This is a genomic window from Candidatus Campbellbacteria bacterium, assembly GCA_016699465.1.
Lineage (GTDB): Bacteria > Patescibacteriota > Minisyncoccia > Phycocordibacterales > EsbW-18 > EsbW-18.
Genome location: CP064977.1, coordinates 402,407 through 417,798, shown reverse-complemented (window position 1 = coordinate 417,798; position 15,392 = coordinate 402,407). Strand labels below are relative to the sequence as shown.

17 protein-coding genes are annotated in these 15,392 nt (G+C 43.4%); 5 read left to right on the top strand and 12 right to left on the bottom strand.

Features of this window, described 5'->3' with window-relative positions; translation table 11 throughout:
* Nucleotides 1-92: 92 nt before the first annotated feature.
* Entirely contained in the window at nucleotides 93-809 is a 717-nt protein-coding gene (locus IPJ70_02305) for a helix-turn-helix domain-containing protein (GenBank protein ID QQR82102.1), read from the bottom strand.
* Nucleotides 810-965: 156 nt separating this feature from the next.
* Between IPJ70_02305 and IPJ70_02300 the strand changes: the two genes are divergently transcribed.
* From IPJ70_02300 to IPJ70_02285, 4 genes are all read left to right on the top strand, one after another.
* Entirely contained in the window at nucleotides 966-1,172 is a 207-nt protein-coding gene (locus tag IPJ70_02300; protein QQR82101.1) for a helix-turn-helix transcriptional regulator, read from the top strand.
* Nucleotides 1,173-1,225: 53 nt separating this feature from the next.
* Entirely contained in the window at nucleotides 1,226-1,504 is a 279-nt protein-coding gene (locus tag IPJ70_02295) for a hypothetical protein (protein ID QQR82100.1), read from the top strand.
* 204 nt (nucleotides 1,505-1,708) lie between these two features.
* Nucleotides 1,709-2,251, top strand: a complete 543-nt coding sequence (locus IPJ70_02290) for a helix-turn-helix domain-containing protein (protein QQR82099.1) — start codon at nucleotides 1,709-1,711, stop codon at nucleotides 2,249-2,251.
* A gap of 204 nt (nucleotides 2,252-2,455) precedes the next feature.
* Entirely contained in the window at nucleotides 2,456-2,722 is a 267-nt protein-coding gene (locus IPJ70_02285) for a hypothetical protein (protein QQR82098.1), read from the top strand.
* A 138-nt stretch (nucleotides 2,723-2,860) separates the two neighbouring features.
* On the opposite strand, the gene IPJ70_02280 is transcribed toward IPJ70_02285, so the two are convergent.
* The 11 genes from IPJ70_02280 to IPJ70_02230 all read right to left on the bottom strand — a co-directional run bounded on the left by IPJ70_02280 (nucleotide 2,861) and on the right by IPJ70_02230 (nucleotide 14,712).
* The gene (locus IPJ70_02280) at nucleotides 2,861-3,871 is read right to left on the bottom strand and encodes a thermonuclease family protein (protein ID QQR82097.1); all 1,011 of its coding nucleotides are present in this window, start codon (nucleotides 3,869-3,871) and stop codon (nucleotides 2,861-2,863) included.
* Between the two features lie 9 nt (nucleotides 3,872-3,880).
* Complete coding sequence (locus tag IPJ70_02275) at nucleotides 3,881-4,561, bottom strand: S49 family peptidase (GenBank protein ID QQR82096.1); 681 nt, start codon at nucleotides 4,559-4,561, stop codon at nucleotides 3,881-3,883.
* A 195-nt stretch (nucleotides 4,562-4,756) separates the two neighbouring features.
* Nucleotides 4,757-4,909 carry a hypothetical protein gene (locus IPJ70_02270; protein ID QQR82095.1) on the bottom strand — a complete coding sequence of 51 codons (153 nt, stop codon included), beginning with the start codon at nucleotides 4,907-4,909 and terminating at the stop codon, nucleotides 4,757-4,759.
* Between the two features lie 13 nt (nucleotides 4,910-4,922).
* A complete protein-coding gene (locus tag IPJ70_02265; GenBank protein ID QQR82094.1) occupies nucleotides 4,923-5,681 on the bottom strand; it encodes a PD-(D/E)XK nuclease family protein in 759 nt (252 codons plus the stop codon).
* A 9-nt stretch (nucleotides 5,682-5,690) separates the two neighbouring features.
* Nucleotides 5,691-8,342: an AAA family ATPase gene (locus tag IPJ70_02260; GenBank protein ID QQR82093.1), complete on the bottom strand. Its 2,652-nt coding sequence runs from the start codon at nucleotides 8,340-8,342 to the stop codon at nucleotides 5,691-5,693.
* A 4-nt stretch (nucleotides 8,343-8,346) separates the two neighbouring features.
* The gene (locus IPJ70_02255; protein ID QQR82092.1) at nucleotides 8,347-9,360 is read right to left on the bottom strand and encodes a hypothetical protein; all 1,014 of its coding nucleotides are present in this window, start codon (nucleotides 9,358-9,360) and stop codon (nucleotides 8,347-8,349) included.
* Between the two features lie 4 nt (nucleotides 9,361-9,364).
* Nucleotides 9,365-10,447, bottom strand: coding sequence for a hypothetical protein (locus IPJ70_02250; GenBank protein ID QQR82091.1), 1,083 nt, complete (start codon nucleotides 10,445-10,447; stop codon nucleotides 9,365-9,367).
* 4 nt (nucleotides 10,448-10,451) lie between these two features.
* The gene (locus IPJ70_02245) at nucleotides 10,452-12,080 is read right to left on the bottom strand and encodes a hypothetical protein (GenBank protein QQR82090.1); all 1,629 of its coding nucleotides are present in this window, start codon (nucleotides 12,078-12,080) and stop codon (nucleotides 10,452-10,454) included.
* Between the two features lies 1 nt (nucleotide 12,081).
* Nucleotides 12,082-13,104 carry a site-specific DNA-methyltransferase gene (locus IPJ70_02240; protein QQR82907.1) on the bottom strand — a complete coding sequence of 341 codons (1,023 nt, stop codon included), beginning with the start codon at nucleotides 13,102-13,104 and terminating at the stop codon, nucleotides 12,082-12,084.
* A 7-nt stretch (nucleotides 13,105-13,111) separates the two neighbouring features.
* On the bottom strand, nucleotides 13,112-13,615 hold the full coding sequence (locus IPJ70_02235) for a hypothetical protein (protein ID QQR82906.1): 504 nt from the start codon (nucleotides 13,613-13,615) through the stop codon (nucleotides 13,112-13,114).
* A 20-nt stretch (nucleotides 13,616-13,635) separates the two neighbouring features.
* The gene (locus tag IPJ70_02230) at nucleotides 13,636-14,712 is read right to left on the bottom strand and encodes a Fic family protein (protein ID QQR82905.1); all 1,077 of its coding nucleotides are present in this window, start codon (nucleotides 14,710-14,712) and stop codon (nucleotides 13,636-13,638) included.
* A 136-nt stretch (nucleotides 14,713-14,848) separates the two neighbouring features.
* On the opposite strand from IPJ70_02230, the gene IPJ70_02225 reads away from it, so the two are divergent.
* Nucleotides 14,849-15,316 (top strand): hypothetical protein, encoded by a 468-nt coding sequence (locus tag IPJ70_02225; protein ID QQR82904.1) that lies wholly within the window; start codon nucleotides 14,849-14,851, stop codon nucleotides 15,314-15,316.
* Nucleotides 15,317-15,392: the final 76 nt, after the last annotated feature.

The following is a 15,392-nucleotide window of genomic DNA, read 5'->3' as shown; positions in this document are numbered from 1 at the left end:
AGTTTATAAATTCTTTACTAATTTTTTATAATTTCTTTATTACCACCCTCCTAAAATAGCTTGAGGGCTCACCTTGCGGAGAGCCCTGTTCGTTAATATTTTTTGATGTGGTAAACCAATCGGCCTATCATCTTACTCTCCTTGAGATGGTAGGTTTTTTTGAAGCCTTCCTTCTCTGGCCGAAGCTCAAGGTGATCGCCCCGCTCTTGGTAATAAGTCATCACCAGACCATCCGGTGTGCTCATGATCACGATGTCGCCATTCTTTGGGGCAATGTCGGCATCGAGAATGATGAAGTCTCCAGAAAGAATGGCCGCATCGGGGAGTGTGAGATCGGATACACGGAGTCCAAACACTCGGTGACCTGAAACCACATTATCTTTTGGCAATAAAACAAAGTCGCTCGTTCGACTTAGATGACCGTCGAGATCATCAATAGGAATCGCTACAAGCACCGGCAATTTAAAATGACCATCACCGGAAAAACTCTTTTTCAATTCCTCCAATCCTTCTTCGAGTTTGTTGGCGGCTTCATGTACGCGCTTCTCGCCGACATCCTTGAGATTGAATTTGTAGTCAGTCTGCATGCTGACCTTTTGCATCTTGCCCTCTGCCCAATGCTTCTTCACTTCCTCTTCGGGAAGCTGGTAAGCCTTAGCAAAAACCGCCAACTGTTTATTAGACGGCATACGAGTCCCATTCTCCAACTGGCTCACGTAACTTGAGGAAAAGCCGAGCCGTTCTGCGATCTCTTTGATACTCCAGTTATTCGATTCTCTTTGTTGTTTTAGATATGAACCAAATGACATATTTGTTGATTTTGCTTAATCGATTAATGCCGACCTTATTGCTTACATGATAGCAAATTAGTAAAGATTAAGCAACTTTGCTTATCCACACCCCAATATATTGACCTCGTAAGCAAAATTGCTTAATATGACTATAGAGGTCTAAAAGTTAAACCTATGAACAAATCACCAGTGAATATAAAACTCCGTGACCTTCGAATCAAGAAAGGGCTAACGCAATATCAACTAGCCCGAATTCTTGGTTTTAAGCACAACACTGCGATCAGCAGGTACGAGACCGGCCGGAAGCGGCCGAATCTCGAAACAGCCCAGCGGATCGCTTTGGCTCTCGGGGTCAGAGTAGAGGAAGTTTTCTTGCCTTAGGCAAGGTGGGGTCAGTAAAAGTGTGAGGTCACTTCTATGAACCAAACCACCGCATGTCCAAACCAGATAAAGATGAGGAAGCTCTTGTTGAGCTCACTCGCAACGCACTCGCCGATGTACTCGGCCGAGAGCCGTCCCGACAAGAAGTTTGGAAAGTCCACGCTGGCTTTAAGCGTATGGCGTTCATGCTTTTGGATCACATGGATCACATCAAAAAACATGACAACGAAAATCCTGATCAAGAGACTTATCCGGAGGATATGGACACGGATGACTCGGAAGCCGCCAACGAGGAAGGAACTTCTTTGGCGACGGGAGAGCCTCTTGAGTAACTTCACCATCCGGGAACTTGAAAATCCAATTATACGAAGAGATTTCTGCCGAGCGATGGATAACATCGATCGGGCTCTACCCAAATCTAGAGAATGGTAGACCGCCTCTTACTCTCCCCTCAATGGTCTGCCACCTCATTGAGAGGATCGATAAGGTGCGGTCTGGGTTTTGGTCGACCCTCGCCACGCCTTTATTTCTCGTGTATGCCGGATGAAAAAATAACAATCAGGGATCTTCGCAAAGGTGACTGGTATTGGATCAGCAAGGTGCTTCTCGATGAATACGGAAGCACAATAGGTCCAATCGGCATCGCTATTTATAACTGCCTGGCAGAGCACGCTAACCAGGAGGGTTTTTGTTTTCCGTCCCACCAGACCATTGCCGACAAGATCGGTGCAAGCATTTCGAGCGTGCAAAGAGGTATCCGGCAACTCATCAAGCTTGAGATCATCCGAAAGAGCCGGCGACGCTACCACAATGTGTACTACCTGTTGAAACTAGACCGGTCATACAGACCGAACTCAAACAAGATCGGTCAGTCAGACTTGCACATCGGTCATACAGACCGGTCAGATCAGTCAGCAGGAACTACTAACAAGAATAAAGAAAAAGAATTTATTAAAAAGAATTACGCACGTGATCAAAAAACTGGGGATAACTTAGCGGAGATGAGAGACGTGCTAGTCGCCAAGATGTCGATGAATGGCGACAAGAGGCGTGCAAGAACGGCAACGGAGGAACCTTGAAATTAGATTGATCGTTCGGATGTAGTCGAACCCGGACGATTGATCATTTACTAACCAAAATAATCATGATCGAGGATTTCTGCGGCCGAACCCGATAAGGAAACCGTGAATGTAAATTCACTCTTTCTAAGCCGAGGTTCTCTCCGTTGCCTGTAAAGAACCAATAGCTTATCGGGATAGCATCAGAACCTCCGGAACAAAACTATGGCCGCAGAGGAACCAACCAATCTAGGAAACTGTCCTCACTGCACCAACATCATCTTCAAAGATGCCGTTTTCAACTCCGAGGGTCGATTCTCCATGCGGTGTCCACATTGCAGTAAGACACTGAAAGTGATCATCAAAAGAAAAATTGAGATCATAATACTCCCTGCAACCCAAGAGATAAAGAAAAAAGGTCCCGGTGTTGTCGCAGTGATCCTGTTACTAAACCTGCCAATACTTCAAGGGTTTATCGATATTTTTGGCTGACCAATCCAATAAGTACCTTGAAAAGCAAAAAGGAGCCGTTTGTAGCCCCTTTTTTGCCATTTGTTTGCCCCTGTGGCGAGCTTTTATTCGATATTCACAGATTGGCTCATTTGACCATAAATTCACGTTTCAAAATGCTTATTCACATTGAGGACTCATTGTCCGTGACGGATATGCTTCAAGTAGAGCCTCCAATGAATCAAAAGATTTAAGGTAAGTTTTGCTCAAACTTTTCCATCCATCACATGGCTCTGGATAGTAATATTTTGATGAGTAATAAGATGATGTATAAAATTTTCCTCCAGAGGATGTTGTAGCTGGATCAGTCTGGGTTTCCGATGATCCAGAAACAGACGCGGTGTCACCATTACAAGTTTCAGGTGACCATAGACCTCTCTGATTTTCTCGTGCTGACTTCTCAGCCGCCTTAAATTCCGATTGATATTTATAGGGGATGTTATAGGTATACTCGTGTGCAAAACCTTGCTCGATCATGTACTTGTTATAAAAGAGTCCATCATCTCGAAATATATATCCAAGTGTGCGGCCATACTTATCGAGGGTACCCTGCGAAGCATCTACCTCTAACCTGACACTCTTACCAGTGAGAAGTTCTTTGGCCTTATTTGATGCTTCCTTACCAAAACATTGCACTGGTTTTCTTGGATCGACGGTCTCCGGTGTATCCAATCCGATAAGTCTAATGGTTTGTGTCGTGCCGTCTATGCTCAATTTAACAGTATCTCCATCAACAACAGAAACTACAGAATACAATGGACTCTGATCGCTCTTCTGTTGCGTAGGGACAGGCACCTCACTTGCTTTGGCGGTGCCTGTGTCGACACTAACGACTTCTTTTTTATTATCGACAGCATCAGACGTTTCCGATGCATCTTGCACTTCCTGTGTATCATTTTGAGAAACTGTTACAGGAATATTTTGTGTAGCGACTGAATCTTGCAGTGCAGGACTAGGTGCAAAAGACCCAATTCCTATAAAAGAAACAATTGCCAAACTTCCAAAAATACCAGCGATTTGTTTTCTGCTCAGCTCTTTTTTTATGAACCTAAGAAATACTGACGGCTTCGCAAGACCGACAGCGAGAGAAACAAGTGATATTAAAAGTAGAATAAAAAATAGTGTTGCCATAAATATTTGTTAGTACCAACAGACCTCTGGCTTCTCTCCGATCTGCTGTTCTATGTATTTTTCTGCTTCAAACCATCCACCAATCTGGTCTACTAATTTTAGAGATTTTGCTTGCTCTCCAAGAACAGAGGAACCATCAGCAATAGCCCTAACCTGATCGACCGGAATGTTTCGGTTAGTCGCAACGGCTTCTATAAAATTCTGATGAGTAATTTTAATATCTCTTAGAAATAACTGCTTTTCTTCTTCTGTAAGTGGCCTGTCTGGATCTCCTGCGTCTTTATATTTTCCTGAGCTCAACTGCACATAAGCGTTTCCGTCTTTCTGATTCTTTCCAACGTTGTCGAGATAGGATGAAGTGACACCGATACTTCCAACATCAGAATTCCTTGAAGCAAAGATTTGCGTAGCTCCTGTTGATGCCCAGTAGGCGGCCGATAGACCACTTTGCCTGATCACGACTACAGTAGGTTTCGTGCTTTCTTTTAGCGCATTTGCCACTTCCTCGCCGGCTACCGGATACCCACCACTCGAATCAACTTCCATCATAATGGCCTTGATCGTATCGTCCTGATCGGCACCTCGAATCGTGGAAACAATATCTTCGCTTCCTACAGCATCGCCATACTGTGCCTGATATTCTTCCGGATCATCTGCACTGCCTTGTGCTGGTACGTAGGTCGCTAACATACCGTGCAAATTTATACCAACAACATTGCAATATGAATCACCAGAATCCGAAAAGGTTTCCGTCTCGCCCTTGAGTCCATCATATATTGCTTGGCTCGCAATACTGAGTACAAAGAAAAGAACTAAAATGCCGATAGCATAAAAAGCACGTTGGTGATTTCTATAAAAATTAAGTATTTTTGTTTTCATGGTGTTTTATAACTCTTCAGCAATTTCTGCCGCCTCATCTTCGTCTAAACCCTCCTCGTCCATAACCTCTTTAATTTTTTCAGCACTGTCCATGTCGACTCCTTGATTTTGAGCAATCTCTGCAATCTCTATTATTTCCTCTGGGTCTTTATCATCCATATAATTTTATATTTTATCTTTTATCTTTTAATTTCCTCGTCTCGTAGTAAGAACAGTAATCGCACTCCGGCTTGCTTGCCGGTGGCGAGTCATTATTCAAGTATTTATGAGCATCCAGAAGTGCCTGTTCTACCCATGAATCATCTCCGGTGTAAGGAATCAATGTGATATCGAAGTCGAGCTTTGCATCGAATGCCTCACGATCAGACTTGCCGTTGCAGTAGACGAAATATCCAGTACTAGAAACTTTCAAACCATTCTTGCGAAGCAACCACTGGTACACCTCCATCTGGCGTTTATATCCATTCTGCCATTCTTTATTAAGCTCGGTGATGTCTTCAGCTTTAGATGTTGCTTTGTAGTCAACGACAATATAATCACCATCCGGACTCTGCCAGAGATCATCGATTGCACCAAATACTAAAAAGTTTGTCTCCGGATGTAGATACTGAATGCCGGTGAAATTATGTCGCCACTTTTCCAATTGCTCATGAGGAATCGGGCGTGCATCGATTCCGTACTTTTCTATAAGAGGGTGCTTCGAACCGTTTACACGATGGATATCAAATTCTGCTTTTAGTAGGTGGTCGACGGCAGAGTTAAGTGCAAATGGAAAGCCGGGTGGTCGGCCAACACCGAGTCTGCGATCGTAGTAGAAACACCGAGGGCACTCCAAAGAGAGATCAATTTTTGATCGTGACAGTTTGAACGGGTCCGGCGATGCCGGATCGTATAAACCTTTTACTCGTTGTGCTGTGTAGTATTCAGACATATATTTTTATTACCATCCTGCTCTCGCTGTTACTTTTGCCTCTTTGCGAGCACTTCTCGCTTCTTTGGCCGCTTTGCGTGATTCTCGGAGTTCTTTCTCGAGGTCGTCGAATTCTTTTCGCATTGCAGTGAGATCAGTGAGTGACGGCTGGTTCTCCCTCTGTAGATCACTCCTGTTGTGAGCCAATAAGACCTCAGAGAGTCGACCGTGTAGCTCGACGATCTTGAGAGCAGGAGCTTGGTCAAAAATAACCTCTTCCAGATTCTGAACCCTGATCTGGTCGTCATAGCGTTGGATCGTACCGGCAAAGAGAACTTCCTCAATCAATGCCTCACAAGCACTTCGCAAGTAGTCGAACCCTGCACCCAAAGCTTGCTCCTGTTCTTTTGCACCGAGTGATGCAAAATCCTTTACAGCATTCTGGGAGTCAGTCTTCAGACTTGCTAACGATGAGAGCTTCGGGCTGGTGTTGTCTTCAACGCACCCCGGTATGCCATTAACCTGCTTCATCCAGTGTGCAACTACTGGGATCTGATTTCTTTCTGCATGCTTGGCAAGCTGGCTCATGAAAACAATGTCATGCGTAAGAACTACTACCTGACGCTCTCCGGCAACAACTGCCAATCGTTGAGCGATCTTGTCCTTACGCTCATGATCCAATGAAGTCACCGGGTCGTCGAACACGATACCGCAATTGTTTTTATCGAGCTGTACTTCGGTTAAGAAGTCTGCGATCGAGCATGCGTTCTGCTCTCCCTCGCTGAGTATCTGGCTGGGGTTGTAGTCTTCAGCAAAATCGAGCCGGTACTCCTTTACCGTTGTACCTTGCTCACCGCTGGTATTCATAATCAAATTAAAATCGCACCCAAGCTTCGCAAGCTCCTGATTGAAAACCCCTTTATAATCTTGTGCTACTCCAACAAGGAAAGACTCAGTTCGTTTCTTTGTGGTCGCCATTTTCATGCCAGAGAAACTGACTCCATTTGCTTGTGATGACCATGCGAGAAATGCGATGTATTCCAGTCCTGCATCCTTAACGGCCGTGACATCTTTTTTATGCTTAAGCGCATTCCATTGAGCAGTAAGCGTGGCAATGTCGCCGGTTGGATCAACGAGCTTGGACTCCTCAGTCGTTTTAGCGGTGACGAGAGTATCAATCTTGACGAGGTCAACGGCCGGAACGTCGTCTCGATTAACTTCCTTTAGCTTTCCGATTTTCGAAGTCCAATCATCCAACACACCTTCCAACGTCGTAAATTGAACCTTTAGCTTTGCCAAATAAGTCGGGTCGTCCTCACTAAGAACTTTTACACCGGCATCGGTAGCAAGAAACTTCGGGTACATCGTTTTTGCAGATCGGAAATCCTGCAGTAGAGCAGACTGCTTACGGGTCAATTCGGAAAGCTCGCTCTCGGCTTTGCTCTCAAGAAATTTCCAATACTTCTGGAAGAGCGTCTCGGCATCTTTTGTAAGCTTTTGGTGGCACAACATACAGTGTGCTGGCTCTTTATCGTCGCTGGCCGCTTTTTCGGCTTCATACAGAGTTCGTGCCGCACCGATCAACTCTCTCCATTCAGAACTGCCGACGGTGTTCAGAATACCGTCATTAAAACTCTCGACGCTGAGACCCTCGATGATCTTCTTTTTTGCAAGGATATCTTTGACGAGCTGGTTCGCTTCGTTCATTTTCGTCTCAGTAAACCGGTCCGTCACTCTTTGCAGTGGGGCTTTGAATGCTCCGAGATTTTGGCGATCGGTGGCAAGCTGGGATTTCTTTTTAGTGATATCGAGCTTCTTCTTTTCATCGATCTGTTTTTGGATCGCATCCATCTTTGATCCGTCGACTTGATCATCGAAATTGGCATGCTTAAGAAAATCGGCTTCTTTGGTTGCACCAGTGATGCCTTTGCAGAAGGTGGCCGTCGACGTTGTTGCGTCGTCGAGGAACATCACCTGAAAAGGATTGTCTTTTTTCCTTGCGTTTCTCTCGTTGGTGAGTTTTTCTTCAAGCTTTGAAATAGTGACAGCGACCTTATCGAAAATCTTGATTTGAGCAGGTGTAAAATTAACGTGGTTGGACTGGTCAAGGTGTATCAAAACACTTTCCGAATCAAAGACAGAAAAGCACTTGAGATCATCGTTGTTGTCGCCGAGAGTATATCCAATCTCGCTCTGGTTACCAGCCCCGTCATCCATCACGAATGTTGCTTTTGCTTCCGGGCCCGGTATGGAGGCAGTACGCACGTTCGGCAATATCTCTCGCTCTCCGCGAGAAAAACAAGCATTGCACAAAAGTCGTCCGACGCCGCTCTTACCACTGCCGTTGCTACCATAGACCAAAGTTAAATTAGGTCCGAACTTTACCGAGCAGGCTGGAGATAAAGCATTCACATCCTCAAAATCTTTGACCTCCAATATTTTCTTTTTTACAGTACCTACTTCTTCCGGTACGACAACAATCTCATTCTTAAACGAGAGATCGGGTTTTTTTGACAATGGATCGATCAAGCCTAGATACTCGGAAAGATATTCGTAGCACTGATCAATATCCTCATCGGTCAATGAGTCTTTTTCAAGATTGGTCTTCCAGACATACTGCTCCCAGTAGGGCTTGCCGGATATCCATGTCTCTAAGCTTTCAACGGGTGTGCCTTTATCCATAAAATTACGTGAGCTTATACTTACCTGACTTGAATCCCTCGACTATGGTCTTCATGCACTTATTGAAAGTACGCATGGCGTCACCTTTCAGTGGGGTATCTTGAATGCTCAAAAGTGCTTCTCGGCATTCCTTATCGAGTCCGGCAATATCGTCCATTGTCTTGATTTCAACATTGGGCTCATTTCGCAAAAGAAACCACTCTTTGTCTGTGGTCTTGCTGTGATCAAGGACTTCCAAGTCCTTATGCGTCATTTTCGGGAACAAATAATAAAACTTTTTATCGTAAAAATAATATTTTGTTAGAAACATCTCGCCAACGGCAATATGTCCTGCACGTTGCGATCCATCGGTGAAATTTCTACGCATGCGGCCTGCATACTTAATAACATATCCGTTTTGTATAATCGTCGATCGTTGCTCGGCAAACTTCTCCCAATCTCCACCGTAAGCGGCGTTGAATTTAGTTATAAAAAGCTCGTGCATCTTTTCCAGATACGCATCGATGTAAGCAGAAAATGCGACCGGATCGTGGTAACACTCCAGCAAGTCTTTGACGACAGTGAGATCGTCCGTAATTAAATATTTTCCTTTCTCTATCTTAGAGGCAAAGTAAGCCATGCCGTAGAGATCGGGCTGTATTTTCTGTGTGCCTTTTTTCAAATAATAAACCCCGACGATGCCGTTTTTTACGCCACCCAATGCGTGATGAAATCGCTGGTAGAGAGCATTGCCGGCGGAGTTTCTACTTAGAGCGTCAGTGCCTTCCAGTGCGATTACCGGTTTTTTATTTATTTCCTTGCCATTGAGTCCATCAACCCATTGCTCATCTACATACCAAGCGGCATCACATGAGCCGTAAGAGACACCCTCAAATCCAAAAGTAAGACCACCCTCTGAAAAGGGCTTCTGATCTTCGTTACTACTTTGTGGAAAGATGCGAAGTTTAATCCCTTTGGTTTCGTGACCAAGGGTGTCTAGAATCTCTCTTTTTATGATTTCGTCGCTGGAGTATGCCATAAAGTTATAGGGATTTAATCTTCTCTAGAATCGTTTCCGTCTCCAATGCCAAGACGAAACTAACCAAGTCGGATTCTTTATTTATCTCTTCACCTTTCGACTCAAGGTAAAACTGCTTCAGCTCGTCGTTCGTAAGATTTGAAATGAGATAAAACTTAATGTAATTCCCAAGCCAAACTGTGTACTCTTCTCGTGACAGTGGATTTTCCGCTGTGTACTTAGTCTCAGGGAGAGTGATTTTTATTTTGAAATCGGCATCCAAACTGATCAGTCCGAAATAATCCTTTGATGGTTTTGCCTTTGCAGGATGGATCTCGAACCCCTGATCAAACAATCCGGTATTGAGATATTTTTCCAGCTGTTTGGTCATGACGAGGTTGCCGGTCTTTGCTTCTCCAACAATAAAGTCGTGCGTGACGTGATCACTCTCGTCCTTTACGCCTTGCTTGAAGTTTCTGATAAGTGCCAATTCGATCATGTGGAAACCGGTGCTTGGGAGATATCCGTAGTTGCTTATTTTGGTGATAAGTTCACTCAAACCATATCCGGCAAAATCCGGAGAGCCTATCGCATGTGCAAGAGGTATCTGATTCTCTACGATGAAGCCGAGATGACGGAAATATTCACCAGCAAGGTACTCCATAAAGGGTTCCATCCCATTGCCTTGCTTGCTGGTCTCGATACGCTGGATAATGTAGTTTTCTCGTTCTTTTATGTGATCGAATTTTTCTTTGAGCACGTCGAGTAATTTCTCTTCCGATTCAAACTCAATAGGAACGATGTATTTATCGCCCTCGAATAGATACTTCTTTGCCTGCGACAAGATGTACGGTGTGTTTTTTAGAACGCCATTGTCAAAAATACCCGATACGAACTTGTAGTTAAATGCATTATAGAAAAGCTTCATCAATCCCTTTGGAGTGAAAGGATAGATCGGATTTTCAAAGTACCCTGCACCGGTAATACTGCTATAAATAAAAGCTTCCTTTGCAGGCATTTTGACAGCCGGTCCCATTTCGGTCTCAACGATCTCGAAATCGAAGTTGGCTTTGAATATATTGAAAAAATCTTTAGTGTAAATTTCCATAAAATTATACGTGTTGTAATTTAAGTAAACTTTGCTGAACCTCTTTTTTTTTCGACTCACGCTTCTCCTCTCGGGGAACACCCTGAAAGAGATTCGTAATGTTCTCAATGCTCAGTCGCTCATGCTCGGTGACCTGAGACCCATCAAAAATCTTGCTTATAACGACCCCCACAAAAAGATCATACGCTTTATTCAAATTAAAGAGTTTGCCATTGTTCTTGCCTAGGCATTTGACGATCTCGTCCGCAATTTCGTCTGGGTAAATTGCTTTTTTATTCGTCGCCGGTGCTTTCTTTTGAGAATTTACAAAGGTCACATAGAAGTCGGACTTGGGCGAGAATTTAGCCCAGTTTTTGTTGTACGGACTCCCGAATGTGTCGTAAGAGGAAATGTCCACCAATTCCATGCCGTGATCTCTTATGAGCTCGGCAAGACTGATCCAGATTTTCAAATCTTTATTGTGGAACGCAAGAGTAAAGTAAGCATCTTTTTTGAGAACCCTTTTAGCTTCGCCAATAAAGGCGGTGAGCTGATCGTAATATTCGTTTACTCCTTTTTTTTGAACAGGATTTATAATGACCTCGTTCTCAATCTCAAACGCTTTCTCAAGCCAGCAATTCCAGATATACGAAAGTTCTGAATACTGGATAGTGTCACCGTAGGGAGGATCAGTAATCAAATAATCCACGCTGGACGGTTTTATCTCCGTCATCTTCAGTGATGACTTATTGTAAATTTTGGATGAGGGTTTCGAGACTTTGTTTCGGGAAGCCTTCTCTGAGATCACCACCTTTGCCATTTTTACGTTATCGACTCTATCAACAAATCTCCACCACACATTCTCTTCAATAAAGTCATCGGGAATCCAAAAGTTATTTACCCCAAGAGGGCGAACATTCTCCGCTTTCAATTTGCTCACGTGCAATAAAGTGTTGGTAAAAGCGAGCATGAATAAGTCTCTATTTTTAAGAGGTAATTCTTTGATGGCGGTATGAAGTGTTGCCAAAGCAAAGAGGTTTCGCTTTGTGAACATATCTGACACTTTCTTCACTCCCTTGTACGAAAATCGATCCTTATAGAATTTCTCTGGAAAGTCCATGTCTGGATACTTCAAGCTTTTAGGAAACTTTACAGCTGGCTCTAGCTCTTTTTGAGAGAGACTAACTTTTTGTTTGTTGCGGAAACTACCGTCGGCAATGACAGCGTTGTAGTCCTTACTGTTTTTCTTTCCAAGAATGGTGTACAGAATATATTTATCTTTCGTAGTGTAGAGAGGCATTATTCTCTCTCTCACAGCTTTCTCGATGACTGAGAACTCGTCCTCGAAAGAAGCTGGGTCATAGCTCACATCCATAGAGTTTTTTGCCAAGAAAACAGCAAAAGGATTCAGATCGTAACCGATAAAGTTTCTATCGGCCAAGACTGACTGCAGTCCTATAATTCCACTACCACAAAACGGGTCCAAAACGACATGATTCTTTTTGGAGTATTTCTCGATGTATTGATCAACAACAAACCAAGGTTTTCTCGACCAATACTTGTGAAGCTTTGCGACGCGCGAATACTGACGATCATGCTTGATATCGTTTACGTCGACAAGGTTCTTTACGATTTGTGAAATGGTTAATGACATATTATTTCTTTTGGAATACTAAACAGTAATGATGCAAGATATTGCTTGCCCACGCCGAGGGGTATCCGTAAGGTGCAAGGCCGACCTTATCCTGTATCCAAAGCTTCTCGTCTTTAAGCACATACTTCTTCGAAAGAAGCCGTGCCAAGTCCCATGCCAATGGATACATTTTACCTTCTTTCTTTATATTCTTCACAATCACCACGAGATAGCCTCCGTCTTTAAGTAGATCGAAAATATCGAAGTATATATCCGCCAATTTCTCTAAAAAGAGATCGTAGTCGGCAATGTTACCCAAGTCATCTTTTGCTTCAGAATAATTAACATCGAGGCCATCTTTAGTCCTGTCTTTTTTGAAATCTTTTGTACTTCTGTTCAACACATCCCAATACGGTGGTGAGGATATTGAAAAAGCAATTTTAGGTAGATTTAATTTCTTAATGTTTGCCGCATTTTCGTTAAAAATAGTCTTCTTGAATTCCGGAGTCCGCTTGAGAGATAGATCGTAATATTTTTTGTTGAGCTCGATACCATATCCGACTCGTCCGGTTCTCTTGCAAGCAACCATCGTGCTTCCAATTCCACAAAACGGGTCCAAAACAGCTTCTCCTTTTTTAGTAAAGAAATTGATAAACCCCTCGATCATCGTCGGCGAGAATGTCGCAGGATGATCTTCGGTGTCTGGAGAAATTTCTCGCTCTTCTTTCAAATCTTTTTGCAAAGCATTGAAAATAAACCAGCTACAACTAAACTTTACCCACTCTTTTCCTGTCATTTCATTGAGTGGGTTGGATAGATCGTAAGCACCATCTTCCGGATTAATTAAAATAGCATTGGCTTTTTCAACATCGCCACCTGGGTTATACAAAGCAACCTCAGACCATCTCTCGATAAAATGGTCAGGTATTAACTCCTTCTTATTCTTAAGGAGATCAGCAAGTTTCTTTTTTGCCAGCTTGTTTTTTTCCTCGTCCAGGACGGGCACAACTTGTTTTTTATCTTTGTAGTAAAAGTGGGATTTCATAATTGATTTATTCTGCTGGGATATATTCCTGATGACCGCATCGACATGCCGTACCGTCATTTGTTGCCATACTGAAGTACGACTTCTTCGCAACGATAATAAAGTCTTCAAAGAAAGGCTTGAACGACAAAACCTGTGAGTCTGCCTGCAGTGCTCGCATAAGTTTCTTGTCGTCCTCATCCGGAGTCGGATCAGTAGAGCCGGGATGATTAATTAAAATCATGAACTTCTTTGCAAGGAATAGAGAGAAGTAATGCCATAGCATTTGTGTGTCGAGATTCTTGGGGGAGGAACCAAGAAAGACCTGATGCCCAAGGAACAGGTTTCTGTCATCAAGATAGATTCCAATTACTTTGGAAACGCTCTCGTCCTCCAAGTCTTTGAGAAATTTATACAGGTCTTCAGGATCTCTCACTTGCCCCTGAATCGGAAGCTCGACATCAGTCTCGACAATCTCATATTTCTTGAGATATCGTTTTCCGTCATCATTTTTGTGTTCAACGTTTTGCATAGGCGATTTCCAAGGTTAATTTATAATTTGACGTACCTCGTTCCTCGGCCACGTCCGACTCGCTTGACCAGCTTAAGCTCGATCAACCGTTCCAATGCCTGACTAACCGTAACGCCGACAACGCCGGTAGCTTTGGCAATATCACCGGGAGCGGCTTCGCCGACCGATGAGAGATATTTCCATACCTCGTATTGCTTGGGAGAAAGAGTGTCTTCGACTTTTTCATCTTGCAGATATGTGAGAGCCTTTGTTGCTTGCTCTTTTACAACTGACAAAAAGAAGTTAAGCCACGGTGCAATGGTGTCGTGATCAGTTTTGAATGTCTCCTGTGACTTACGGAGTGCCAGATAGTATTCATCCTTGCGACGCTCAACGATTTGTTCGTGAGATACGTACTGAACAAACTGATATCCGGATCGGAGTAGTAAAAGATTTGTGAGCACACGAGAAAGACGCCCATTACCATCTTCAAATGGGTGGATTTTCAAAAACTCAACAATGAAATTGGAGATGATAAGGAGGGGGTGAAAACGACTCTTCTCAAATGCATCGGAAGTCCAATCGACAAGTTCCTGCATTTCCTTTGCAGTAAGAAATGCCGGTGTGGTTTCGAACATGATCTTGGCAACCTGACCATCCGGTCCAAGTACGCCGACAGTGTTCTCTTTCTTTTTGTAACCACCACGATGTGTGTCGTCCTTGTGCGAGTATTTAAGAAGCTGATTGTGAAGCGATGTCATCACACTTTCTCGAAGTGGTAAAGTCTGGAAAGCATCGAACACATTTTGAAGCACTTCAAGATAGCCCTGCACTTCTTGCGAATCTCGATCGGCGAACTTAGAGACCGAAAGACCCTGCATGACTTTCTCGACTTCGTCATCGATGAGCTTCGCACCCTCAATACGAGTAGAAGCACCGGCAGAAGTAATAAGCACTGATTGCTTTAAGCTGGTAATCGCCTGTGGTGTCATCCGGAGACCTGACTTAAACTCACCTCGAATACCATCGATCTCCGCCAAGAGAGCGACGATATGTGGTTCAGGATTTTTGATCCTGAGATCGAACTTTTGAATAATGTCGTCCATAGATTTACTCATATATGTTATATATGTGATTATATGTGATTATATGAGTAAAGGCAAGGCGTATACCTGTGGGTAACCAAAAACCCTCTAAAACAAGGGATTTTGCCCTAAAAACTGACTTTATGGTATAATGTTCACAATAATGCTTATGCAAAAGGACTTCACATTCCAGCTTATCAAAGGGAAAATTGGCGAGATTATCTTCGACCAAATGTTCCGAGAAGCGGCCGAATTTACGGTCATACCTTTCGGCTATGAATCGACCGTTCCGGAAATTGCTCAATTTGCTCGACTCGTAGAACACAAAGAGGTGCTTGATTCCATACGGAATACACCGGACTTTGCTCTCATATCCCACAATCAAAAGCAGGTCTTTCTAGTCGAGGTTAAATTCAGAACGAGAATGAATCCGGAGGAGATACTCAAGACGGCAGAAAAGATACATGATCGATGGAAATTGGCATGGCTTTTTGTCGCTACACCGGATGGCTTTTACTTCGACAGCTGTTCAAATGTCATCGAAAAGAAAAGTATCGTACCGCTTAATACCAGCTGGATCAGTACGGAATTGCAAAGGAAGTATTTGGAGATACTGAACAAGTTCCAGACCGACTAGGACTTTATGCACAGGTGTACATGCTTGTGTTTACTTTTGTGAGAGTGCTATAATAAATTCACAATCGAATAAATTA

What these genes read in the sequence shown, in the direction of transcription:
- IPJ70_02305 (QQR82102.1), bottom strand. Translation starts at nt 809, where the DNA reads ATGTCATTTGGTTCATATCTAAAACAACAAAGAGAATCGAATAACTGG.
- IPJ70_02300 (QQR82101.1), top strand. Translation starts at nt 966, where the DNA reads ATGAACAAATCACCAGTGAATATAAAACTCCGTGACCTTCGAATCAAG.
- IPJ70_02295 (QQR82100.1), top strand. Translation starts at nt 1,226, where the DNA reads ATGTCCAAACCAGATAAAGATGAGGAAGCTCTTGTTGAGCTCACTCGC.
- IPJ70_02290 (QQR82099.1), top strand. Translation starts at nt 1,709, where the DNA reads ATGCCGGATGAAAAAATAACAATCAGGGATCTTCGCAAAGGTGACTGG.
- IPJ70_02285 (QQR82098.1), top strand. Translation starts at nt 2,456, where the DNA reads ATGGCCGCAGAGGAACCAACCAATCTAGGAAACTGTCCTCACTGCACC.
- IPJ70_02280 (QQR82097.1), bottom strand. Translation starts at nt 3,871, where the DNA reads ATGGCAACACTATTTTTTATTCTACTTTTAATATCACTTGTTTCTCTC.
- IPJ70_02275 (QQR82096.1), bottom strand. Translation starts at nt 4,561, where the DNA reads ATGTTAGCGACCTACGTACCAGCACAAGGCAGTGCAGATGATCCGGAA.
- IPJ70_02270 (QQR82095.1), bottom strand. Translation starts at nt 4,909, where the DNA reads ATGGATGATAAAGACCCAGAGGAAATAATAGAGATTGCAGAGATTGCT.
- IPJ70_02265 (QQR82094.1), bottom strand. Translation starts at nt 5,681, where the DNA reads ATGTCTGAATACTACACAGCACAACGAGTAAAAGGTTTATACGATCCG.
- IPJ70_02260 (QQR82093.1), bottom strand. Translation starts at nt 8,342, where the DNA reads ATGGATAAAGGCACACCCGTTGAAAGCTTAGAGACATGGATATCCGGC.
- IPJ70_02255 (QQR82092.1), bottom strand. Translation starts at nt 9,360, where the DNA reads ATGGCATACTCCAGCGACGAAATCATAAAAAGAGAGATTCTAGACACC.
- IPJ70_02250 (QQR82091.1), bottom strand. Translation starts at nt 10,447, where the DNA reads ATGGAAATTTACACTAAAGATTTTTTCAATATATTCAAAGCCAACTTC.
- IPJ70_02245 (QQR82090.1), bottom strand. Translation starts at nt 12,080, where the DNA reads ATGTCATTAACCATTTCACAAATCGTAAAGAACCTTGTCGACGTAAAC.
- IPJ70_02240 (QQR82907.1), bottom strand. Translation starts at nt 13,104, where the DNA reads ATGAAATCCCACTTTTACTACAAAGATAAAAAACAAGTTGTGCCCGTC.
- IPJ70_02235 (QQR82906.1), bottom strand. Translation starts at nt 13,615, where the DNA reads ATGCAAAACGTTGAACACAAAAATGATGACGGAAAACGATATCTCAAG.
- IPJ70_02230 (QQR82905.1), bottom strand. Translation starts at nt 14,712, where the DNA reads ATGAGTAAATCTATGGACGACATTATTCAAAAGTTCGATCTCAGGATC.
- IPJ70_02225 (QQR82904.1), top strand. Translation starts at nt 14,849, where the DNA reads ATGCAAAAGGACTTCACATTCCAGCTTATCAAAGGGAAAATTGGCGAG.